The sequence below is a fragment of the Streptomyces sp. NPDC093097 genome, from assembly GCF_044754325.1.
GTDB lineage: Bacteria > Actinomycetota > Actinomycetes > Streptomycetales > Streptomycetaceae > Streptomyces.
This window is the reverse complement of sequence record NZ_JBIVOW010000040.1, coordinates 1-22,686: the sequence shown is the minus strand read 5'-3', so window position 1 is coordinate 22,686 and position 22,686 is coordinate 1. Positions and strand designations below refer to the sequence as shown.

At 68.4% G+C, this 22,686-nt stretch carries 21 protein-coding genes and 1 pseudogene; 13 read left to right on the top strand and 9 right to left on the bottom strand.

Features of this window, described 5'->3' with window-relative positions; genetic code table 11:
- Positions 1-280: 280 nt before the first annotated feature.
- The 4 genes from ACIQE0_RS37350 to ACIQE0_RS37335 form a co-directional block, all read right to left on the bottom strand.
- A complete protein-coding gene (locus tag ACIQE0_RS37350; protein WP_402340474.1) occupies positions 281-997 on the bottom strand; it encodes a hypothetical protein in 717 nt (238 codons plus the stop codon).
- Between the two features lie 134 nt (positions 998-1,131).
- The gene (locus ACIQE0_RS37345; RefSeq protein ID WP_366329299.1) at positions 1,132-1,677 is read right to left on the bottom strand and encodes a hypothetical protein; all 546 of its coding nucleotides are present in this window, start codon (positions 1,675-1,677) and stop codon (positions 1,132-1,134) included.
- Positions 1,678-1,896: 219 nt separating this feature from the next.
- Entirely contained in the window at positions 1,897-2,379 is a 483-nt protein-coding gene (locus tag ACIQE0_RS37340; RefSeq protein ID WP_402340471.1) for an ATP-binding protein, read from the bottom strand.
- Between the two features lie 427 nt (positions 2,380-2,806).
- Complete coding sequence (locus ACIQE0_RS37335; RefSeq protein ID WP_402340468.1) at positions 2,807-3,256, bottom strand: NUDIX domain-containing protein; 450 nt, start codon at positions 3,254-3,256, stop codon at positions 2,807-2,809.
- Between the two features lie 211 nt (positions 3,257-3,467).
- Between ACIQE0_RS37335 and ACIQE0_RS37330 the strand changes: the two genes are divergently transcribed.
- The 7 genes from ACIQE0_RS37330 (at position 3,468) to ACIQE0_RS37300 (ending at position 10,805) form a co-directional block, all read left to right on the top strand.
- Positions 3,468-4,967: a cytochrome ubiquinol oxidase subunit I gene (locus tag ACIQE0_RS37330; RefSeq protein WP_366329304.1), complete on the top strand. Its 1,500-nt coding sequence runs from the start codon at positions 3,468-3,470 to the stop codon at positions 4,965-4,967.
- 19 nt (positions 4,968-4,986) lie between these two features.
- Entirely contained in the window at positions 4,987-5,994 is a 1,008-nt protein-coding gene (gene cydB / locus ACIQE0_RS37325; RefSeq protein WP_402340465.1) for a cytochrome d ubiquinol oxidase subunit II, read from the top strand.
- A 246-nt stretch (positions 5,995-6,240) separates the two neighbouring features.
- A complete protein-coding gene (locus ACIQE0_RS37320) occupies positions 6,241-6,804 on the top strand; it encodes an ArsR/SmtB family transcription factor (protein WP_402340462.1) in 564 nt (187 codons plus the stop codon).
- A gap of 38 nt (positions 6,805-6,842) precedes the next feature.
- Positions 6,843-8,267, top strand: coding sequence for an alpha/beta hydrolase family protein (locus ACIQE0_RS37315; protein WP_402340459.1), 1,425 nt, complete (start codon positions 6,843-6,845; stop codon positions 8,265-8,267).
- Between the two features lie 164 nt (positions 8,268-8,431).
- Positions 8,432-8,578, top strand: coding sequence for a hypothetical protein (locus ACIQE0_RS37310; RefSeq protein ID WP_366329312.1), 147 nt, complete (start codon positions 8,432-8,434; stop codon positions 8,576-8,578).
- Positions 8,579-8,998: 420 nt separating this feature from the next.
- A complete protein-coding gene (locus ACIQE0_RS37305) occupies positions 8,999-9,985 on the top strand; it encodes a Dyp-type peroxidase (protein ID WP_402340456.1) in 987 nt (328 codons plus the stop codon).
- Positions 9,986-9,989: 4 nt separating this feature from the next.
- Positions 9,990-10,805, top strand: a complete 816-nt coding sequence (locus ACIQE0_RS37300; RefSeq protein ID WP_402340453.1) for a family 1 encapsulin nanocompartment shell protein — start codon at positions 9,990-9,992, stop codon at positions 10,803-10,805.
- Positions 10,806-11,142: 337 nt separating this feature from the next.
- Here the strand turns inward: ACIQE0_RS37300 and tgmC are convergent, their stop codons facing one another.
- The 4 genes and pseudogenes from tgmC to ACIQE0_RS37280 all read right to left on the bottom strand — a co-directional run bounded on the left by tgmC (position 11,143) and on the right by ACIQE0_RS37280 (position 13,024).
- Positions 11,143-12,273, bottom strand: a complete 1,131-nt coding sequence (tgmC, locus tag ACIQE0_RS37295; protein ID WP_402340450.1) for an ATP-grasp peptide maturase system methyltransferase — start codon at positions 12,271-12,273, stop codon at positions 11,143-11,145.
- Positions 12,270-12,450: pseudogene (locus ACIQE0_RS37290) on the bottom strand (ATP-grasp ribosomal peptide maturase); the annotation flags it as partial. The pseudogene ACIQE0_RS37290 and the gene tgmC, both read right to left, overlap by 4 nt.
- A gap of 83 nt (positions 12,451-12,533) precedes the next feature.
- Positions 12,534-12,752 carry a hypothetical protein gene (locus ACIQE0_RS37285; RefSeq protein WP_402340447.1) on the bottom strand — a complete coding sequence of 73 codons (219 nt, stop codon included), beginning with the start codon at positions 12,750-12,752 and terminating at the stop codon, positions 12,534-12,536.
- Positions 12,749-13,024 carry a hypothetical protein gene (locus ACIQE0_RS37280; RefSeq protein ID WP_402340445.1) on the bottom strand — a complete coding sequence of 92 codons (276 nt, stop codon included), beginning with the start codon at positions 13,022-13,024 and terminating at the stop codon, positions 12,749-12,751. Before ACIQE0_RS37280 ends, ACIQE0_RS37285 begins: the two co-directional genes overlap by 4 nt.
- A 276-nt stretch (positions 13,025-13,300) precedes the next feature.
- On the opposite strand from ACIQE0_RS37280, the gene ACIQE0_RS37275 reads away from it, so the two are divergent.
- From ACIQE0_RS37275 to ACIQE0_RS37260, 4 genes are all read left to right on the top strand, one after another.
- Positions 13,301-14,533, top strand: a complete 1,233-nt coding sequence (locus ACIQE0_RS37275) for a helix-turn-helix domain-containing protein (RefSeq protein WP_402340442.1) — start codon at positions 13,301-13,303, stop codon at positions 14,531-14,533.
- The gene (locus ACIQE0_RS37270) at positions 14,530-15,051 is read left to right on the top strand and encodes an NUDIX domain-containing protein (protein ID WP_402340439.1); all 522 of its coding nucleotides are present in this window, start codon (positions 14,530-14,532) and stop codon (positions 15,049-15,051) included. Before ACIQE0_RS37275 ends, ACIQE0_RS37270 begins: the two co-directional genes overlap by 4 nt.
- Before the next feature lie 58 nt (positions 15,052-15,109).
- Positions 15,110-15,583, top strand: coding sequence for a hypothetical protein (locus ACIQE0_RS37265; RefSeq protein WP_402340436.1), 474 nt, complete (start codon positions 15,110-15,112; stop codon positions 15,581-15,583).
- A gap of 168 nt (positions 15,584-15,751) precedes the next feature.
- The gene (locus tag ACIQE0_RS37260) at positions 15,752-16,978 is read left to right on the top strand and encodes a cytochrome P450 (RefSeq protein WP_402340433.1); all 1,227 of its coding nucleotides are present in this window, start codon (positions 15,752-15,754) and stop codon (positions 16,976-16,978) included.
- A gap of 362 nt (positions 16,979-17,340) precedes the next feature.
- Here the strand turns inward: ACIQE0_RS37260 and ACIQE0_RS37255 are convergent, their stop codons facing one another.
- Positions 17,341-20,484, bottom strand: a complete 3,144-nt coding sequence (locus tag ACIQE0_RS37255) for a BTAD domain-containing putative transcriptional regulator (RefSeq protein WP_402340431.1) — start codon at positions 20,482-20,484, stop codon at positions 17,341-17,343.
- Positions 20,485-20,766: 282 nt separating this feature from the next.
- Here ACIQE0_RS37255 and ACIQE0_RS37250 point away from each other — a divergent pair, with 282 nt between their 5' ends.
- Both ACIQE0_RS37250 and ACIQE0_RS37245 read left to right on the top strand, forming a co-directional pair.
- The gene (locus ACIQE0_RS37250) at positions 20,767-21,558 is read left to right on the top strand and encodes a VOC family protein (RefSeq protein WP_402340428.1); all 792 of its coding nucleotides are present in this window, start codon (positions 20,767-20,769) and stop codon (positions 21,556-21,558) included.
- 220 nt (positions 21,559-21,778) lie between these two features.
- On the top strand, positions 21,779-22,183 hold the full coding sequence (locus ACIQE0_RS37245) for a nuclear transport factor 2 family protein (RefSeq protein WP_402340425.1): 405 nt from the start codon (positions 21,779-21,781) through the stop codon (positions 22,181-22,183).
- The last annotated feature ends 503 nt before the right edge of the window (positions 22,184-22,686 follow it).

Genomic DNA, 22,686 nt, shown 5'->3' with positions numbered 1-22,686 from the left:
AAGACCCGGTCCCGGTGCCCCACCACCTTGGCGACCGTCGTGAACCCGACAGCCGAAACCACGACCGCCCCCAACCCGGCCCACACCCACCCCAACCGACGCCGCCGGCCACCCAACACCGCAGGCTTCCGCTCCGGGCCGGACCGCCGCGCCCCCGGCACACCGGTGGCCTTCGAGGCCGAAGAAGACAAGGAGGTACCCACAATTCACCCCGCTATGAAGAACGACCGACATCTGTCGAGCGGTGGGACCGACCCCAGTCGCCCGATCACTGCACCCGTCAGCGCGTCACGATGGCCTGTACTTCATCCACCACCACCTGCCGCTGGGCTGACATCTCCAGCCCGGGCACCAACCCAGACCGCCCTGCTCCCTTCCACTCCACGTCCCAGACCACCTGCACCGACACCCGAAATGCCTTGCCCGGTGCAGAGACCGACGCCCGTTGGTAGGTGTAACCACAGTCCGGAGACGACGCTTTGGGATCAAACCGGACTGAGTAGGGTGTTCCCGGCCCGTGGCACACCACCGAGCCGCCATCCCCCATCGACCACACCGCCTTCCGTGGCCGAGCCGTTGCCGTCACCTCCATCCCGTCCACGGCCACTGACGACGTCACCGCGTCCCACGTCTTGCGCTCCACCCACATCCATGTCGGCACACGAACCACCTGCGCCAAATCCTCACGTGGGCTCATCCGGATCACGGGCCTCGGCAGTCTCAGCTGCGACACAACCCGATGCACCACGACTTCGACGGGCAGGTGCTGCTTGGCCTTCGCCTTGGCCCTACGCGGCTCCCCGCCGTAAGCAAGCGGAAGGATCCCCTTCCCCGCGTTGACGAGGCCCATCGTGACCAGGGCTGCGTTCCAACCATCCGACGCGATATCGGACGTTGCCTTGGTGCTCTTACGTCCACGGCCGGCGTGTTTTGCCTGCCTTTTCGGACCTTTCTGGCCTGAGCTACTTGGCCGTTGCGACACGCTGCCAGCGGCCACCTGGCACTGACCTGGGGCGCAAGTAACGTAGGAGAATAGTAAATGAGAGTCATCCGCCTGGGCCGGCACGCAGCTTATGACGATGAATATCGCCAGAGCGCTGGTTGTCGCACTCCCTGCCGCGAACCCAGAAGTCAACATGACCCGGAACCATGCATATAGAGGTAGGAGACCTTCCAGATTCCTCGTTGGTGCCGAACAGTCGCATCAGCCCGAAAATGACTACCCGGTACACTGTTCTTCAACTCGCCGTTCAGCTTGTACTCCAGCCAATTGCGGCCGTCTACGCAGTCACGCAGTTCGACTTCCTGGTCTGTCGCCCTGATGACCTTCGGGCTCGGCAATGGCTCTCCTTTGCTGACGATTTTGCCTCGCCTGGCCTTTCGTAAGCCGTACTTCATCAACTCCAATGCGCCTCCGGTTGCGTGGTCGCCCAACTCAGACGACTCCGGATTCGAAGTGTGCGAGGCCATGGTCAGGTCGTGCCACATGGCGCGGTAGGTCGTCAGCGCTTCCGCGCTCTCCGCCTCCGAGGGGGCGGGCGTCGTTACCTTGCCCTTCGCCTTAGGCGTGGGCTTGGCGTCCGGCGAGGCGCCCGTACAGCCACCCAGCAACACCAGAGCGGTTGTAGTTGCGCAACACCAGCGGAGCTGTCGCCGCACCTGTTCAGCAAGCTTCATGTTCCCCCACCTCCACCGATCGACGCGGACAAATAATCACTGGCCCGCCACTGATTGCAAGGCAGGGAATGCTTGCGTCGAGCTTTCCACTCGAACCGGGAAGGCGCCGTTTCTGCCTTGACACCTTATGGCATTCGCGCGGTGTCCTCCGAAGCATCCCCAAGAGGGTGCGCAGGCCGCCGTGCCAAGAGTGACGGCCTGCGTACCCCTCCCCAGGTATCAGATTCCCGGAATCGCCATCCAGGCCACCTTCGATCGCCCACCGGATTCCGAGGCGAACCCCCAGGCCCCACGGGTGAGATGGTGCACGATGCGGAGACCCCTACCTCGCTCCGACAGGAGTTCGAGCAGGGCGTCCACTCCGCCTCCGCGCCTCCCTGGAGCGACCGTGAATAGTTCCATCTTCGGAACTGCCGGGATCGTCGGAATGCAAGGGTCCGTGTCGGCCACCTCGCAGATCAGCTGATGCCGCCTCATGAAGCGCAGCCGCATCTCATAAGGACCCGCTGCGTGTTCGAGAGCGTTGGCCACCAACTCGGAGACGGCCAATACGGCGTCATCCAGCACCTCGCCGGCATAACCGAGTTGATCCAAGGCGCACTGAAGGGCGGTACGGGCCCGCGACGCGGCGTTCGGTGTCTCATCCGTCCACCGCCACAAGACGCGGACGGTGTCGGCCTCGAGATGGCGCGACGGGCTCATCGTCGTCCCCCTCGCACGGCATGCCGCCCTCGGGTGATCTGGCGGTGTCGTCCGCGTCCCGGGCGTACGTACACGCCTACTTCGGCGAGTGCGACGGGGCCTGTGTGAATGAACAGCAGCGTCAGAGACGCGGCGGTGAAGAGAACAGGGGCCATGCGGAAGACCTCCACGTGATCGCGGCTACAACGCGACCACCGAACCTCGACGCTCATGAAGAGCGGAAGTCACTGGTCAAGAGGTCTTTTGGCGTGTTCTGGAGAACGCTCACGGCGAAGAAAGCCGCCGAAGACGAGATGCGGAGCTGATGACTCAAGAACATCCTGATGAGCGTGATCTCGCTCCCACGGTGCAGCTCTCCGCGCTTCACTACGGGGGAGTGATCGCTGGCGTTAGAGAGGCCAAAGGCGAGCCACGGGATGCGCCCTTCCTAGGACCACCCGTGTTCGGTGAGGTGCGATGTGCTGTCAAGGTAGCCGAGTAGGCCGGCCAGTGGATACTCGATGATGTCGGTCGGCAGATCGTAGATGGCGAACCAGTCGAGGTGCAGGCAATTGGTCGGCTCCCTGTTGGCTGGTGTGCCTTCCCACGTGGTGGCTTCGAAGAAGAACCCGATTCGCTCGACTGTCGTGCTCTGCTTGTGGTGCACCGTCTGCACCAGTCGCAGGTGCTCGGGGTCAACGACGACGCCGGTCTCTTCGTGCAACTCCCGGGCGGCGCCCTCACGTAGAGGCTCGCCTTGATCCAGCTTGCCGGAGGGCATGTGCCATCGGCCGTGCCCGTAGGGGCCGCCGCGCTGCGAGAGCAGGATCTTGTCGCCGTCCCGGAGGACGACGTGGGTGTCGATGACGGGCGCAGCGATGCTGGTGCTGCTGCTCATGGTTCCTCGGGGGGTGCTGGGGTGGAGGTGGCGCTCGACGCTACCGGCCGGCCGGGCCCATCGGAGGCGATTCGGGCTACGACCTCCTCAGGTGTGGCGCCGCTGCTGTCGATGACGCGTACGTTTACGTCCTTGTCTGTTGGTCCCGTTTTAGGTAGGGCAAAAGGGATAAAGTGCCGCGTGACTACGGCGACATAAGGAGAAGGACGACGTGAACCTGGCTTTGGCGCCGGAGACTTTGGCGCGCTGGCAGTTCGGCATCACCATCGTCTACCACTTTCTGTTCGTGCCGCTGACGATCTCGCTCGCGGCCCTGACGGCCGGTCTGCAGACCGCCTGGGTGCGGACGGAGAAGGAGAAGTACCTCCGGGCGACGAAGTTCTGGGGCAAGCTCTTCCTGATCAACATTGCGATGGGCGTCGTCACCGGCATCGTCCAGGAGTTCCAGTTCGGGATGAACTGGTCCGACTACTCGCGCTTCGTGGGTGACATCTTCGGTGCCCCGCTCGCGTTCGAGGCCCTCCTCGCCTTCTTCTTCGAGTCCACCTTCATCGGACTGTGGATCTTCGGATGGGACAAGCTGCCCAAGAAGATTCACCTTGCCTGTATCTGGATGGTGTCCATCGGCTCGATCCTGTCGGCGTACTTCATCCTCGCGGCCAACTCGTGGATGCAGCACCCCGTCGGCTACCGGCTGAACAAGACGAGGGGACGCGCCGAACTCACGGACTTCTGGCGGGTTCTGAGCCAGAACACGGTGATCGTCCAGGTCTTCCACACCCTGGCAGCGGCTCTCCTGACCGGTGGTGCCTTCATGGTCGGCATCGCCGCCTTCCACCTGCTCCGCAAGAAGCACATCGCGGTGATGAAGACCTCGCTGCGGCTCGGTCTGGTGTCGGTCGTCATCGGCGGCCTGCTCACCGCGATCAGCGGCGACCGGCTCGGCAAGGTCATGTTCGACCAGCAGCCGATGAAGATGGCCGCCGCCGAGGCGCTCTGGAACGGCCAGTACTCCGCACCGTTCTCGATCTTCGCCTATGGGGACGTCAGCAGGGGCCGCAATACCGTGGAGTTGTCCATCCCCGGGTTGCTCTCCTTCCTTGCCCACGACAACTTCCACTCCTACGTCCCCGGCATCACCGACACCAACGCGGCCTCACAGCAGAAGTTCGGCCCCGGCGACTACCGCCCCATCATCCCCGTCACCTTCTGGGCCTTCCGCTGGATGATCGGTTTCGGGATGGCATCCTTCGTCATCGGCCTGGTCGGGCTCTGGCTCACCCGAAAGAAGTTCATGCTGCCGCAGCATCTGCGGGTGGGTGAGGACGAGATGCCGCATCTGGTGCTTTTCAAGAGCAAGGCCCTCGCCCCCAGGTTCATCACGTGGTTCTGGTGGATCGCGATCCTGACCCTGGTCTTCCCCCTGATCGCCAACTCCTGGGGCTGGATCTTCACCGAGATGGGCCGGCAACCGTGGGCCGTCTTCGGCGTGCTGCAAACCCGTCACGCCGTTTCCCCCAGTGTCTCCCAGGGCGAGGTCATCACCTCGATGACCGTGTTCACGCTCCTCTACGCGATCCTCGCCGTCATCGAAGTCAAGCTGCTCGTGAAGTACATCAAGATCGGCCCCCCTGAGCTCACCGAGTCCGATCTCCATACGCCTACCAAGATCGGCGGCGACGCCGACAAGCCAATGGCCTTCTCGTACTAGGCCGAGGGGCGCTCACCTCATGCAACTTCACGACGTCTGGTTCGTCCTCATCGCGATTCTCTGGATCGGCTACTTCCTCCTGGAGGGCTTCGATTTCGGAGTCGGCATCCTGACCAAGCTGTTGGCCCGCGACCGTACCGAGCGGCGCGTGCTGATCAACACGATCGGCCCCGTCTGGGACGGCAACGAGGTGTGGCTGATCACCGCGGGCGGCGCGACCTTCGCCGCCTTCCCCGAGTGGTACGCCACGCTCTTCTCCGGCTTCTATCTGCCGCTGTTCATCGTCCTGCTCTGCCTGATCGTGCGCGGCGTCGCCTTCGAATACCGGGCGAAGCGCTCCGGGGAGAACTGGCAGCGCAACTGGGAGACGGCGATCTTCTGGACCTCGTTGATCTCGGCGTTCCTGTGGGGCGTGATCTTCGGCAACATCGTGCGGGGCGTGAAGATCGACCAGCACCTGGAGTACGTGGGCAACGTGTGGGACCTGCTCAACCCGTTCGCCATCCTGGGCGGCCTGGTGACACTGACCCTGTTCACCTTCCACGGAGCGGTGTTCACGGTGCTCAAGACCCTCGGGGACATCCGGAAGCGGGCACGGAACCTGGCCCTCGTGGCCGGATCGCTGACTGCCGTGCTTGCGCTGTCCTTCCTGATCTGGACGCAGGTCGACCATGGTGACGGCGCGAGCCTGGTCGCGTTGATCGTCGCGGTCCTGGCGCTTGTCGCGGCGCTCGTGGCGAACCAGTTCGGGCGTGAGGGGTGGGCGTTCGCGTTCTCCGGCGTCACGGTCGTGGCGGCGGTCGCGATGCTCTTCCTGACGCTCTTCCCGAACGTCATGCCGTCCACGCTCAACGCGGACTGGAGCCTGACGGTGACCAACGCTTCGTCGAGCCCCTACACCCTGAAGATCATGACGTGGTGTGCCGCGATTGCCACACCGATCATCCTGATCTACCAGAGCTGGACGTACTGGGTCTTCCGCCGGCGCATCGGGACGCAGCACATCGCCCCTGACGCAGCGCACTGATTCCGGCCGGTGAGTGCGTTTCACGTGCAACCGATCGATCCGCGACTGCTCCGCTGCGCCCGCGCTACGCGCCTCTTCCTCGGGGCGGTCGTCGGTCTGGGCGCCATCGAGTCGAGTTCAGACGCAGAGTGGGCGGCCAGGGCGCCCACTACCGCGCGACGGCCCCCAACCGGTGGCGGCTCGGTTGACATCGGAGAGTTGCAAGGACCCCTTGCAAGTGCTCTTTGCAACTCGTAGCCTTCGGGTATGGCCGAACAACCGCCTGCCCAAGAGATCACCGATGTCGAGGCGCTGCGCGCCTTCGCGCACCCGATGCGGCAGAAGATCGAGCAATGTCTGCGCCGGGGGCCGGCCAACTCCGCCGCGCTGGCCCGCGAGTTGGGCGAGAGCACGGGGCTGGTCAGCTACCACCTGCGGCAGCTGGCCAAACACGGCTTCGTCGAGGAGGTCCCGGAGCTGGCGAAGGGGCGGGAGCGGTGGTGGCGGGCAGTGCGGGGGGACCGGAGGTTCCCGCCGCACAGCCGGCAGACGCCGCAGATGCGCGAGGCACTGACCGAGATGCATCGGCTCAACCTCGCCGAACTGGTCGACTCCGCCCGGCGGTTCGAGGAGGCGCGCGACACGCTGGGGCCCTGGGCCGACGCGGCGCTCTTCTCCCGTGCCACGCTCCGCGTCGACCCTGAGCAACTCCGCGCGTTCTTCGAGGAGTACATCGCGCTCCTCTACCGGTACTCGGCCCCGGAACCAGGAGATGCGCCCGAGGCGCGGACGGTGCTCGTCCGGTTGCTCGGGATTCCCGAGACCGACTGACCGCGCGGCCCGACCGACAACGAACGGGGATGCACACCGTGCTGCTCTCAGCTACGTCCGCATCATCGATACGTGCCGTACTGGCCGCGTTATCCGGGGTGTTGGCCGGCGCCTTCCTCCTGCTGGCCGCGCCGATGGCGTACGCCCGCGGGGACGGGCTGGTCCGCCAGGAGGTCACCTTCCGGGGCGGCGGCGGGCTCGTCCTGCACGGCTCCGTCCTCAGCAAGGACGGCGCACCCGGCCCGGAACCGGGCATCGTGCTCGTCGGCGGCTCGGGTGCCGGGCCCCGGGAGGAGTACCGGCAGGAGGCCGAGGCGTTCGCCCGGGCAGGGATCACCACGCTCGTCTACGACAAGCGGACCGTCGGCTACTCCCTGCTCCATCGAGACTTCGGCCTGCTGGCCGACGACGCGCTCGCCGGAGTGCGGCTGTTGCAGTCCAAGAGCGGGGTGAACCCACGCCAGGTCGGGCTGTGGGGGTTCAGCGAGGGCGGCTGGGTGGCGCCGCTGGCCGCGGCGCGCTCGACCGACGTCGCGTTCGTCGTCACCCTCGGCGGGTCCGGCTACGACCCGCTGCGTACCCAGGCATGGAACCTCACCACTCATCTGCACCACCAAGAGGTGGGCGCACCGTTCCGTCGCACCGTGGCCGGCCCGGCCGCCCAATTCATCGGCTCGACCGGTCTCTTCCCCGCGGCCGGCTACGACCCCGTACCGGTGCTGGAGCGGCTCCACCGAACGCCGGTACTGGCGCTGTGGGGCGATCACGACACGCAGGTGCCGCCCCACGAGAGCGCACGGATCTTCCGCGAGGCCCTGGCCCGTGCGGGCAACCGACATGCCGTCATCGGCTTCGTCGCCGGCGGTGCGCACAACGGGCACCGCACCTCAGACGGGTTCGACCGGATCGGCGGTCCGCTCTTCCACGGCAAGAAGCTCGGGGAACTGGCCCCGCGCTCCGCACAGATCATGGCCTCATGGGTGCAGGCCGTGGCCGCCGGCCACCCACCGGCCTCGAGCGCCGCACCCGCACCCGAGCAGGCACTCGTCACCACCCCCGTACCGGGCCACGCCTGGTGCGCCTGGCTCGTCCCGGCGCTGCTGCTTCTCGGCTTCGCCGCCTATCCGGTGTGTGCCCTCCTGCGCGTGGGCCCGGTCCTGCGCCCGGTGCGGTGGCTGGCCGGGCTCGGCCTGCTGGCGGTCGTGGCGACGGTGTCCTCTTCGACCGCCGTCTTCGTGGTGGGGGACGATGCGGCGGCACCCGTTGTGTGGGGCCGCCCGGCTTCGTGGCTGGTGGTGCAGGGGCTCGCCGTCGCCGTGGTGGTGTCCGCCGGTGTCTCGGCAGCCGCACTCCGGCGCCGACCGCTGACGCAGAGCCGGGCGCTCTGGATGCGTCTGGCCCCGGTCGGGCTGGCCGCGGTCGGGTTCGTACCGTGGGCGGTCTGGTGGGGTGTTGCCGCGTGACGGCCCCGTTCCCCCAACGCCTCCAGTGGCCTCTTGAACGCCCGCCGTCGCGTGCGGAACCGCTCGCTCTGTGCAGTGGTTCACTTGCTCAACACAGGGCGTAAAGCCTCATCGGAGGCGGATCCTGGGCGTAGCGCAGGAGAAGCACGTCGGGTGAGCACCGGGTGCTCACTCATCCCGCTCCAGGGTCGGGCGGGCTGGGCGGGCTTTACCTGGATCCCGCCGCGTACGCCGTCCACCGCCCTGACGCCGACGGGGCGGTGATCCGCCCGCTGGAGATGATCACCAGCAGGCTGCCCGGAATCGTCTGAGCCGGTCCGTGCACACCGTTGCGCCGTGCACTCACCTGCCCGAGCATCCGCATCACGTTCCGGCCCGTCGGTGACCGTCACAGAGGATCAAGCCCAGTGCCGCCGCCGCTGGACGCTGCCCTCTGGTCCGACTCGCACCACACGCCGCACCCCATGACAATTGGTGCGTACCGACCGGACCTCCGGCAGGGGCCCGTGCGACCGCACACGGCCCCCGAAAGCGCAACTGGAGTTCCCCCACCGCCTCACTCCCGCACAACGGAGACGCGGATCGCGGAACCCGGCGACACCGTCGTCGCCGACGTCGTCAAGGGCACCCGCCACCGCACCGTCCGCCGTCCCGAGACGAGCGAGGAGACCGCAGCCGCAGAGGCGGCTCGCCGACCCAAGATGCACAGGCAACCAGGAGAGGCAGGCCCCGTGGCCGAGTCGCAGTTCGTGATCGCCCCGCCGGCCAAGTCCGCCATGTTCCTCGTCTGCACCATGGCGTCCGGGGGCGAGGCCGTCGTACGCGACCTGCTCCCGGACCTGGCAGGGTTGCGGCGATCGGTGGGATTCCGGGATCCGGACGCCGAGGTCACCTGCGTCGTCGGAATCGGCTCCACCGCGTGGGACCGACTCTTCGCCGGGCCGCGCCCGCGCGACCTGCACACCTTCGTGCCGCTGACCGGCCCCCGCCACCATGCGCCGTCCACCCCGGGCGATCTGCTCCTCCACCTGCGGGCCCGCCGCATGGACCTCTGCTTCGAGCTGGCCCAGCTCATCGCCGAACGACTGGGCGGAGCGGTCACCGTGGCCGACGAGGTCCACGGGTTCAAGTCCTTCGACGAACGCGACCTCCTCGGCTTCGTCGACGGCACCGAGAACCCCGAGGGCCAACTCGCCGCCGACGCCGTGTTCATCGGCGACGAGGACCCGCAATTCGCCGGCGGCAGCTACGTCATTGTCCAGAAGTACCTGCACGACCTCACCGCTTGGGAGGCCCTGCCGATCGAGGAACAGGAGAAGATCATCGGCCGGACAAAGCTGAACAACGTGGAACTACCCGACGACGTCAAATCCCCCGACTCCCACGTCGCCCTCAACACGGTCACCGACCAGGACGGCAACGAGCAGAAGATCGTGCGGGACAACATGCCGTTCGGCCGCATCGGGGACGGGGAGTTCGGCACGTACTTCATCGGCTACGCCCGCACACCCGAGGTGACCGAGCACATGCTGCGCAACATGTTCCTCGGCGACCGCCCGAACATCCACGACCGGATCCTGGACTTCTCCACCGCGGTCACCGGCTGCCTCTTCTACGCGCCGAGCGCCGCCTTCCTCGACGATCCACCCGGTCCGCCCACGAGCACGCGTGCGGCGGTGGAGGGTTCGCTGGATATCGGCAGCCTCAAAGGAGCCTGATCACATGTCCACGCCCACTCCGAGCAACAACCTCCACCGCGACCTCGCCCCGATCACGCCCCAGGCATGGGCACAGATCGAGGACGAGGCGCGCCGCACCTTCCAGCGCAGTGTGGGGGGCCGTCGAGTCGTGGACGTGACCGGCCCCGACGGCCCGACACTGGCAGCGGTGGGCACCGGCCACCTCACCGACATCGACGCTCCCGCGCAGGGTGTCACCGCACGACTGCGCCAGGTGCAGCCGCTGGTGGAACTGCGCGTCCCCTTCAAGGTCGGCCGTGACGCGGTGGACGACGTCGAGCGCGGCGCGCAGGACTCCGACTGGCAGCCCGTGAAGGACGCGGCGCACACCATGGCGTTGGCCGAGGACAGAACCGTCTTCGAGGGATACGCGGCAGCGGGCATCGACGGACTGCGCAGGCGCACCTCCAACCCGGTGATCGCCCTGCCGCCGGAGCCGCGCGACTACCCGGACGCAGTCAGCCGGTCCCTGACAACGCTGCGGCTGGCGGGCGTAGCCGGCCCGTACGCACTGCTGTTGGGCGCCGCCGCGTACACCGCGGTGAGCGAGACGTCCGACCACGGATACCCCATCGCCAAACATCTCGGCAGGCTGCTGGACGAGCCGCCGATCTGGGCGCCCGCGCTCGACGGCGCTTTCCTGCTCTCCACCCGGGGCGGCGACTTCGAGCTGTGTCTTGGCGAGGATCTCGCCATCGGCTACACCGCGCATGACGAGCACGACATCGAACTGTACTTCCGGCAGACGCTGACCTTCCTGGTGTACACCGACGAGGCCGTGGTGGCCCTCACCTCGTGAGTGCACGTCGGGCGTGGCGCTTGTGCAGGGGGCACGACTGGCTGGCGTTCAGGCGCATCGCCTGTGCCACGGCTGCCAGTTCGGCGACGGTCATCGGCTCGTTCAGCTGCGCCGCTGGAGTTGGAGAGCGTCGGAGATGGCGTAGTTGGTCTGGCCGTGGCTGGCATCACCATGATTCCTCGAGAGGGTTGTGGCGGAGGTAGCGCTCGGCGCTGCCAGCCAGGCACTTCGGAGGCGATTTGGCACACCACATCCTCAGATGTGGTGCTGGTGTTGATGAGGTGTACTCGTACGCCCTTGTCCGTGAGGACCTGAGCAGGGCTCCTTCTCGTCACTGTCAGACTTTGGGCCACGTGACGTTCTGCCCTTCGGGGCACACGGCGACCTCGAAGCGTTCAAGTCCAGGGGCGCCGTCGGCCCGCCAGCGGGTGATGTGCTCCTCTACCGCGTCCCAGAGCCGGGCCGGTCCTCCTTGTCGAACAATCCAGGCACCCTTGTCCTGTGCAAGGGACGCCCACGAGCCGGCGGATACGTCGATGAGGACATGTTCGGTGCGCCCGTTGCGGTCCAGCTGGATGAGTTGCGCCGCGGGAGCCGCAAGTTGGGCGACGAAGCGGGTGTTCCAGTCGTCCAGTGCGTTGACTGCCATCGCGGCGGGGCGTTGGTCTCCGTTGTCCAGATCGGGGAGCATTCCGAGTGGTGGGGGTAGTTGAGGGCGGGCGAGCATGAAGGAGATCTGGCCGCCGAGGAGCCGGCCGCGGGCTGTCCCGTCCTCGCCTACTGTGAGGCGGGCGAGTTCGGAGGAGTACAGCCAGCCGCACAGGGTGGTGAGGATGATCCCACCGGGTCGGATCTGTTCGACCCAGGTGTACGGCAGATCGACCACACCGCACGTGGCGATCAGCCGGTCATAGGGGGCGGCGTCGGGGTCGCCAGTGAGGCCGTCTCCCACGATGGCGTGGGGGAAGTAGCCGATCTCGCTGAGAGCGACTCGGGCGCGGCCGGCTACGTCCTCGTCGACTTCCACGGAGGTCACCTGTCCGTCGCCGAGGCGGTGGCATAGGAGGCCGGTCGAGTATCCGGTTCCGGTGCCGATCTCCAACACCCGGTGATCGGCCGCGACTTGAAGATCTTCGAGCATCCGTACCACCAGGCCGGGCATGGTGCTCGACGAGGTGGGGGCGCGCAGGATCTGGCCGTGGATGTCCCGCGGGACGATCGTTCCGGCGATCTGGGTGATGAGGGAGTCGTCGTCGTAGCAGCGTGGCAGCCAGCGCGGGTTGTCGGGCATGACGGGCCGCCATGCTGTTGGTGCCGAGTCGGCTACCCGCTCGAAGAAGCCGCCGCGTAGAAATGCGTGACGGGGTACTTCTTCGACAGCGGCTCGCCAGGGAGCGGTGCGCAGGTATCCGTAGGCGGCGAGCCGGTCGGCGAGGGCCAGGCGGAGGGCCTTGTCGTCGTCGGTCATGGGGTCGTCCTTTCGAGCAGATCAGCCATGGCCTGGACCATGGGTAAGCCGGTCTCCGGCTCCAGCCACGCCCACTGTCCGCGGGTTGCACTCCAGGAACCACCATTGCCCTTCCCGGTCCACGGCGAAGTCGAAAGCGCCGAAGACGAGCCGGAAGTGCGCGAGGTAGGAGCGCAGGGGGGTGGCGTGGAGGGAAGTCTCCGCGAACGGCTCTCGGCCGCACCCGAGGTGACCGATCGCGGTGCGTAGGGGCCGGCTGCTCAAGGCTGGATCCACTCGCCGCGGCGGGCGATCACCGAGTAGGACACGAGGTCGTCCCGGTCGACGCGCAGCTGCCGCCTGCTGACAGAGCCGTACAGCGGGCGCAATAGCCACACCGGGCGGTGGGTTTTCGCGTCGATGATGTCCGTACACACCCATTTCGTGTCGGTGGTGACCGCGAGGACAAGGTCACCGACCTCGGGATGTGCGTCGCTCACAGCGCTGCCGCCTCGGCAAGCGCGGCCTCGGTGAGCGCAGCATCGATCTCTTCGTCGGCCGCCCGCCGCAGCGCGCCCGGCTCGGCCTGCCATGCCGGGGAGGACCCGGCGAGCGGCACTACGAGTACGCAGGCGCAGTTCGAGCATCCGGGCGGATACGCCTGCGGATCCGCCACCCTGCCGACGGAGCAGGCGATGATGTCATAGACGACGGTGCCCGGTGGGTGGGTGCTGACGCTCTGTTGGTCTTGGACGGTGCGGTGTGCGGTCATCGCGGCCTCGATTCGCTCGCGGCGGGGAGGGGTGGGGTGCCGGCCGCCCTACTCGCCTCGGAGGATGAGCGAACAGGCGGCCAAGCCACGTCAGTTGCACGCACAACGTGCTCCCAAGCGGCTGATGGTGAGTCAACGCCCCGGACGCGTGGTCGGGAGACTCCAGAAGGCGACTCCAAGACGGAGTCACACCAGGGCCGTTACCCTTGGCATCGGTTCACACGCCCCTCAGAGGAGTTGCAGATGGGCCGTCCGACACCAGACCTACGTGAGGTCATGGCCGGTCTGCTGGGGGACGATCGGCTGTTGCGGGCCTGCGCCGAACGGGACATGGGAGCCGTGTTCCGCATGCTCAACAGCCGTGGCGTCAGCACACGTCGGATCGCCGCGGCAGCCGACATCACACAAGGGCGACTCTACGAATACATGAACGGCAAGAGCCGGGTGGAGAAGCTCAGCGTGTTCGAGCAGATCGCGGATGCCCTCCACATCCCTGGGCATCTGCTGGGACTGGCCCGCCGGACGTGGGAGCCGGCTCCAGTCGACGCGGAACACCACAAGGCAGACCGTCTACCGCCGGACGGTGACGACCTGGTGGCGATGGAACATTTCCGCAGTGCGGACCGACAGACCGGCGGCGGGCGCCTGTACAGGGCGGTCGTGCGGCACCTCAGTGATCGGGTGGCTCCTCGCCTGGTTGATTTCGGCAGTGGCCCGCAGGTATTCGCGGCAGCAGCGGCGCTGACCGAGCTGGCCGGGTGGATGGCCCACGACTCGGGACACGACGACCGCGCCAGCCGTCATTTCGCCCGTGCCTTACCCCTGGCCCGCACCTCAGGTGATCTCCCGCTGGCCGCGAACATCGCCGCCAGCAGCAGTCATCTGGCCCTCCAGACCGGAGACGCCGTGGGGGCCGCCGCCTGGGCCCGGACCGGGGTCGGCCTTGTCTGCCAGGGGCCACCTGTTCCCGCGCTGACGGCGCGGCTGCACACGATGCAGGCACGCGCCCTGGCCGCCGCCGCGCAAAGCGCCCCGGCGGCCCGCGCTCTCGACGCCGCCCGGCGGGAGTTGGAGGGCACACCGGAAACAGATCACCCGTGGCTGAGCCCATTCGATGCAGCCGCACTGGCGAGTGAATCGGCGCTGGTCCTGCGCGACTTGGAGCAGCTTGACGAAGCCCTGAGGCACGCCGAACAGGCCGTCGCGCTACGGGAGGTGGGCAGGGAACGGTCACTGGCGTTGAGCCGGATCACCCTGGTGGACATCCACGTCCGCCGAGGCGACATGGACGCCGCTGTGAGCGTCGGCCACGAGCTGCTCAGCACAAGTCCCACCCTGGGTTCCATCCGGGTCCTGCAGCAGCTCGACCACCTTCGCCGGCTGCTGGTGCCGCACAGAGCGTATCGGCCGGTTCGGGAGTACCTGGTGCGATTCGACGATGCGCGCAGGGCCAGAATGCTACTGCTGGCAGACATCATCCCGCCGTCATCGGGAGGTACCTCCGTATGAGGCCCACAGCGCCCAACCCTGCTGACGAGGAAGCCTGGAACGCCTACCTGGCTGAGGGCAACGCCAAACAGGCTCGCAAGCGCGTCGCCGCTGATGTGCTGCTACGCGATCCGGCCGGGCGTGTGCTCCTGGTGAACCCCACCTACAAGCCCGGGTGGGACATGCCTGGTGGCATGGCGGAGGCAAACGAGCCGCCGGAGGATGCGGTGGGCCGCGAACTGACCGAAGAACTTGGGATCGCGGTCGTGCTGCGGGGGCTGCTGGTGGTGGACTGGGTTGCCCCGCACGGGCCTTGGGACGATCAGCTCGCCTTCATCTTCGACGGCGGAACCCTGACTCAGGAGCAGGCTCAAGGGCTACAGCCCACCGACGGCGAGCTGTCCGAGGCCGCCTTCTTCACAGCTGAGGAAGCCGGCAACCGACTCGGCCACCGTATCCGGCGCCGTTTCGAGGCCGCGATGCTGGCGCTCGGCGCGGGAAGGCCGCTGTATCTCCGAGACGGCACACCCACTGGCTGACCGTTGCGTTCGTACGTCTCAGGAGATGGCAAGGATGCCAACTGTAGGGAGATCAGCAATGCGCGTAGGGATCACCGGTCACCGCGGACTCGGTCCGGACGTTGAACAGCGAGTGCGGGCCATGCTGGATACAGCAGCGAAGGCATACGACGCGGCGGAGCTCGTCGGGATCTCCTGCATCGCGGACGGCCCCGACGCGTGGTTCGCCGAGGCCGTGCTCCGGCACGGCGGGCGCCTCGAGGTGATCGTCCCGGCCGGTGAATACCGCGCCGGCCTCCCGGTAGCGCACCACGCCGCCTACGACGAACTCCTCAGCCGGGCCACCGACGTCCACGAAACCGGGCTCACGACTTCCGACTCCGACGCGCACATGGCAGGATCCGAGATCCTCGTCGGCATCTCCGACGAAATGCTGGCTGTTTGGGACGGGAAGCCGGCCCGCGGATACGGCGGTACCGCCGACGTGGTCGCCTACGCCGAGCGGACGGGTACGCCGGTACGGATCCTGTGGCCGGAGGGCGCCACTCGCTGACCTCCCAACTGGCTTGTGTTTGCCGCCCTTTACCGGCCGTCAGGGTCTGTCTCCTGGGTCGCCGAACCGAGCGCATCACCCCGGCACCCCCGGTGTCAGGGCTGTGTCAGCCCTGTGTCAGGTCCGTCGGCGAGTGTGGTCGCAACAGCTGCCACGAGAGGAAATCCGATGAGTGAAAAGGTTCCCGTCCCCAACGGCCTCCCCATGGACCGCGATGCGGGCCCCTTCGACCCGCCCCGCCAGATCACCCGGCTGCGCGAGGCCCGTCCGGTCAGCCCCATGCTCTTCCCCGACGGGCACGAGGGCTGGCTCGTCACCGGCTACGAAGCGGTCCGCCAGCTCATGGCCGACACCCGGTTCAGCTCCCGCCAGGACATCGGCGTTCTCCACATCCCGTACGAGGTCCCCGGCATGCCCGTCATGTCCGAACCGTCCCCGCAGGTGCCGGGCTTGTTCATCGCCATGGACCCGCCGGACCACACCCGGCTGCGGCGCAGGCTCACCGGCGCCTTCACCGTCAAGCGCATGAAGCAGCTCGAAGAGCACATCGTCGACATCACCGAGCGGCAGCTGGACGAACTGGCGCGCCTCGCCCCGCCGGTCGACCTGGTCAAGGCGTTCGCGCTGCCGGTGCCCTCGCTGGTGATCTGCGAACTGCTCGGCGTCCCCTACGAGGACCGGGAAAGCTTCCAGGCCAACTCCGCCAAGTTCATGATCAAGGACCTGCCGCTCGACGAGAAGATGGCCGTGTACGGCGCACTGACCGGCTACCTCGCCGAACTGGTCACGCACAAGCGCGCCGAGCCCGGCGACGACATCCTGTCCGACCTGGCCCGCCAAGAGGACCTCACCATCGAGGAACTGACCGGCATCGCGTTCCTGTTGCTGCTCGCGGGCCACGAGACCACCGCCAACATGCTGGCACTGGGCACCTTCGCGCTCCTGGAGCACCCCGATCAGATAGCCGAACTGCGCGCCGACCCGGACCTGATGCCCGGTGCCGTCGAGGAGCTCATGCGCTACCTGTCCGTCGGCGACATCTTCTATCGCTACGCCACGGAGGACATCGAGCTCGGCGGCGAAACCATCGGCAAGGGATCAACCGTCGTCGTCTCTCTGCTGGCCGCCAACCGCGACCCCCAGCGCTTTGACAACCCCGACACCCTGGACGTCCACCGCAAGGCCCGCGGTCACCTCTCCTTCGGCCACGGCGTCCACCAGTGCCTCGGCCAGCAGCTCGCCCGCGTCGAGATGCGCGCCGGTTTCGACGGACTGCTGCGTCGCTTCCCGACCCTCAAGCTCGCCGTCCCCGCCGGCGAGGTGAAGCTCAAGACCGACATGAACATCTACGGCGTCCACGAGCTGCCGGTCACCTGGACGGAAGCGGCCCGGTAGATCCGAACCGTCGGCGGAGGCGCGTAGCCCGTCGGGAACGCGCCTTCAGGGCCTGCCTCGTGGATCATTCCGGTGAGCTGTGGGCCGGTTCACTGCATGGCTGATGGATGTGCGGGGAGTTGAGGGTGGGGGAGGAGGGCAGGTGCGTCCAGGAGCTGTCCGATCCCGCCTGCGGCTGCCGCAACGGGGATCGGCCTGCGGCAGCCCGTGGAGTGCCGACGCTTCGCCCGATCATCGATGCGAACCCGCGCGGGCTGCTGTCAGGCAACCCCTCGACCAGCGACGCGCGTTCGCCGCTGCGGCCGTCGTCAGGTGCGTCGGGCTCGCGTCACTCGTCGGATACCGGTGGGCGGTCGCCGCGTTCAGGGAGCGAGCGTCACCCGGACCAGCCGCCACCAGTCGGCCTGCGTCCCCTCCCGCGTCGCCTCGGCGAACCGCGCGTCACCGAGGTGGCGCCGCGCTGCCTGCTCGATCCGGGCCACGTCCGGGTGCGAGCGGTCCGGCAGTCCGCGCACGCCCGTGCTCGCCGCGAGCAGTCGCGCGGCCTGCTCATGGTCGTCGCGGCGCAGTGCGAGGTCCGCGACCCCGACGAGCGCCTGCGCGAGGAGCGGCGCGTGTCCCGCCTCGGACGCCGCCTCGCAGGCCGCCGCGCGATGCGCACGGGCCTGGCCGAGATCGTCGGTGAGGTAGCCGAGCAGGTTGTGCGTCACCCCGCGGAGGCTCGCGCCGTCCGCCTCGTCGCCCAACAAGGTTGTGGCGAGGCCGAGTTGGTCGGACGCCTCCTCGGTGTTGCCGTTCCATCGGGCGAGTTCCGCCTTCGCGAGAGCCAGTTCGGCGAGTGCGCCCGGCCAGGTGACCCGCTCCGCGCACCGCTGCGCCTCGGCGAGGGCGGCCGCGCCGGCGTCCTCGTCGCCCAGCAGCCAGTACAGCTGCGCCTGGCGCGCCCGCATCCGGATGACGTCCTCGCCGGCACCGACCTCGGTGACGACCGCTATCGCCTGTTCGTAGTGCTCGCAGGCGTCGGCGAACTCGCCGCGCACGGCGATCCGGTCCGCGAGCTCCGTCAGGGCGAACGAGATCCCGAACCGTTCACCGAGCGCCCGGAACGCGGCGAGCGCCGACTCCAGGTACGCGTCCGCTTCCCGCCCGCCCTGGCCGAGCACGATCCGCATCTTGCCCAGGTGCAGCCGGGCCAGCGCACGCGCCCAGGGGTCCTCGTCGTCCAGCAGCGGTTCGAACGCGGACAGGACCGCTTCCGGTGCCTCCAGCATGCGTTCCAGCGGGGCGACGAACCCCATCAGCGGGTGGCTGCGCCGACTGTGCCGGCTGAACTCATATGCCTTGTGGATCCACTCCGCGGCATGATGCTCGTCGCCCAGCCCGGAGCTCACGAACATCGTGATGAGGGCGTACACCGTGGCCCGGACCTCGTCGGGCACCTCGCCGGGCGTGTTCACGGCCGCGGTGGTCAGCTCCAGGCCCTCGGTCTTGTGCCCGCCGAGCCACCAGTACCAGCCGGCGCCGGCCGCGAGCCGCATCGCCGCCTGCGCCTCGCCTGCCGCGAGCGCGCCGCGCATCGCCGAACCGATGTTGTCGTGCTCGGCCAAGAGCGTGGCGAGCCACTCCAGTTGCTCGGCACGGCGCAGGTGCGGCTCCGCGGTCTCGGCGAGTTCGGTGAAGTAGGCGAGATGCGCCTGGCGCGCCAGATCCGCTTCCCCCGCCTCCACGAGCCGGTGACCGGCGTACTCCCTGATCGTGCCGCTCATGCGGTACCGCGGAGCGCCGCCGCCCTCGGCGAGCAGCAGCGACTTCTCGGCCAGCGCCGTGAGCAGGTCGAGCACCTGCTCCTGCTCGACCGCGTCACCCGCGCAGACCCGTTCGGCCGCCTCCAGACTCGCCCCGCCGGCGAACACCGAGAGCCTGCGCAGGACCATCCGCTCGGCGTCGGTGAGCAGTTCCCAACTCCAGTCGACCACCGCGCGCAGCGTCTTGTGCCGCGGCAACGCGGTGCGGCTGCCGCTGGTCAGCAGGCGGAACCGGTCGTCGAGCCGGTTGGCGAGCTGGTCGATGGACATCGTGCGCAGCCGGGCGGCGGCCAGTTCGATCGCCAGCGGCATCCCGTCCAACGCCCGGCAGACGCGCAGCGTCGTCGCCAGGGTGGGGACGTCGACCGCGAGATTCCGGCGCACCGCCCCGGCCCGGTCCCGCAGCAGCTGGACGGCGGGCGAGGACTCGATCTCGCCCGGGCCCGCGTCCGCCTCCGGCAGGGCCAGTGGCTCGACCAGCCACAGCGCCTCCCCGGTGATGCCGAGCGGCTCCCGGCTCGTCGCCAGGATCCGCAGCCGCCGGCACTCCCCGAGCACCCGGTGGGCGAACACCGCCGCCGACTCGATCACATGCTCGCAGTTGTCCAGGATCAGCAGCGCCTCCCGCTCGCGGATCGCGGCGATGAGCCGGTCCGTCAGCTCCGCGTTCGAAGACCCGCCGAGCAGGGCATCCCGCAGGTCCAGCCCGGCGAGCGCCGACTGCGCCACATCGCCGTCCGCGCCGATGGCGGCGAGCTCCACCAGCCAGGCCCCGTCCGGCAGATCGCCGAGCAGCGTGCGCGCGGTCTCCGTGGCCAGCCTGGTCTTCCCCGACCCACCCGGTCCGATCACGGTGGTGAGCCGGTGCTCGGCCATGAGCCCGCGGACCGCGGCGACATCGGCGTCCTTGCCGACGAAACTGGTCAGCTCCGCACGCAAGTTGGTCCTGCGGCTCTCCTCCCGCCGCCCCAACTCGCCCCGCAGCAAGGCGACATGCACAGCCGACAGCTCCGGTGAAGGGTCGGCGCCCAGCGTGTCGGCCAGGGCCTCCCTCGCGCGCTGGTACACCAGCAGCGCCTCACTGTCGCGACCGGCCGCGGCGAGTGCGCGCATCAGCGCGGCAACGAGCCGCTCCCGCACCGGGTGCACGGCCACCAGATCGGTCAGCTCCGTGACCACCTCCGCACCGCGCCCGACGGCGACGTCCGCGTCGATCCGCTCCTCCGTGGCGGTCAGACGCAACCCCTCCAGCCGGACGACCGCGGCGTCGAACGCGGCGCTGTCCTGCAGGCCGACGTCCTGCAGGGCCGCGCCGCGCCACAGCCCCAGGGCCGCACGCAGCAGCCGCACCCGCCCGGACGCGTCCTCGCCACGGGCCTGGCCCTCGACGACGAGACGTTCGAACCGCACGGCATCGACGGCATCGGGTTCCACCGCCAACCGGTAGCCGTCCGTCTGCCCCTCGACCACGCCGTCCGGCAGTACCTTCCGCAGCCGGGAGACCAAGCGCTGCAGGGCGTTCGTCGCATCGGCGGGCGGATGCTCCCCCCAGATCCAGTCGACGAGCGACGCCTTGGGAACCGCGTGACCGGGCCGGAGCGCGAGAGCGACCAGCAGGCCGCGCAGCCGCGCCCCCGGCACGTCGGCCGAACCGCCGTCGTCCGTGCGAACCTCGAATGGACCCAGTATCCCGATCTGCACCCGCTGATTTTGCCACGGGCGTTCGGCAGGCATCTCCGGACCAACACCCCTTCACACACGGGTAGCTGAGCACCGAAGGCGAACCCGAACGTGACGGCGCACGTGCCTGACCGCCACGGGCGCGGTTCCGGCTGACGGACACCGCCCCGGGCGCCCGACAGACGCTCGGGGCGGTGGAGAGAAGACACGGAACACGCCGATGGGCCCGTCCGGTGGCGGGAACGTGCCCGGCCCGCCAAGGTGGTCGGTGGCGGGGGCCCGTACGCCGTGGAGGCACACGTCATGCCCGAGGCAACCAGCCCGTACCGGCCCGGCACACCGTGCTGGGCGGAGCTCACGGTCACCGACCAGCGGGCGGCCCTGGACTTCTACCGCGACCTCTTCGGCTGGCAAGGCGAACCCGGCCCGCCGGAGACGCACGGCTACGCCGTGTGCACCCTGCGCGGCAGGGCGGTGGCGGGGATCATGACGGCGACGGCGCCGGAGGGCCTGCCCGTCCCGCCCACCGTCTGGACCACATACCTCGCCACCGCCGACCTGGACGCCGCCGCGGAGGCGGTCCCGGCCAAGGGCGGCCGACTGATGTTCGGCCCGATGGACGTCATGACCATCGGCCGCATGGCCATCGCCGCCGACCCCACGGGAGCGGTGTTCGGACTGTGGCAGGCACGGGACTTCTTCGGCGCGCAGATCGTGAACGAACCGCGTTCGGTGGTGTGGAACGAGCTCAACACCGAGGACCCGGCCGCCGCCTCGACGTTCTACCCCGCACTGGGCCTGGAGACGGCCCCCATGGAGGAGGCCCCGGGCTACTTCGCGCTCACCGCCGACGGCCGCACGGTCGGCGGGATGCAGGGGCTCGACAGGCTGCCGCCCGGCACGCCCTCACACTGGCTGACCTACTTCTCGGTCGACGACACCGACAGCACGGTCGACGCACTGATCCGGGCCGGCGGCTCGGTGCTCAAGCCGCCGTTCGACATGAGGGACTTTCGGATGGCCGTCGTGGCCGACCCACAGGGCGCCCCCTTCGCCCTGGTGAACACCAGCGGCCCGGAGCTGCCGGCCGCCTGACGGTGCCTGGCGAACTGACAGGGCTCACGTGCCGGAGACAGTGATCTGCCAAGAGGGGCTGACACAAAGCCTGGATGCGCCGGAAGACGGTGAGGCAGATCCGCGATGATCCACGAAGCCTGCACACTCCTCCAGCAACACTTGTGGAGCCGGTCCGACACCCCTGCCACGTTCCGGTCGCGCAACCGACGCCGGCAGGTCAACACGGAAAGGCGGTGCCATGGACGCCGACTCCCGGACAAGGGCCGCGATCGAGGAACACTGGCAGGCATCGGAACGCGGGAACATCGAAGCCGAGCACGCCATCTACGCCACGGACGCGATCCTGGACTACCCGCAGTCAGGCGAGCGGTTCCACGGCCGAGCGGCGATCTCGGCGCAACGCGGCGGGCACCCGGCCGACCGACACTTCACCGTCCAGCGGATCACCGGCCATGCGCATCTGTGGGTGAGCGAATGCCTCATCACCTACGACGGTGTGCCGTCGTACTCGGTGAGCATCATGGAATTCGCCGACCAGCACGTGGTGCACGAGACGCAGTACTTCGCCGACCCCTTCGGCGCGCCGGCCTGGCGGGCCGCGCTCGCGCAGCCGATGCCGGGCCGGACCATCGCCGGTGCCTGAATCATGGCTTCGCTCGGGCCGGCCGGGTGGCCGGCCTGTGGCGTCGATGAAATTCCAAGAACTCCTCTTGCGATCGGGATGCCGGTTCCAAGGCGCGGCCCCTTCCGATCTCCTCTCCGGCGCGGTCGGTGCCTATATCCAGCCCAGCTCGCTGTAGCGACGGCCGTCGCGGATGTTCCGGATCGCTGCCTGGGCGTACGGCACGATCGGGGTCGGCAGTCCGTCCGGGGTGAACCAGCTTCTCTGGGGTCGGCCTACCTGTTCGCTCGCTGACGAGAACTATTTCCCCAGGTCCAGCCGCTCCATGTGTCGATCTTTTTCTGCAACAGGTGTGGTGGACGGAATCAGAGCCCGGCCGGTGAGTGGCCCCAACCGTCGAGGGAGAACGGCTGCTGTTTGGCGATCTGGGCTAGGTGTATTGCCCTGTGAGGTTGGGGACGCGGCTGGCGGGTGGTTGGCCCTTGAGTGCGGTGTGTCTGCGGTGGTGATTGTAGGTGTGAAGC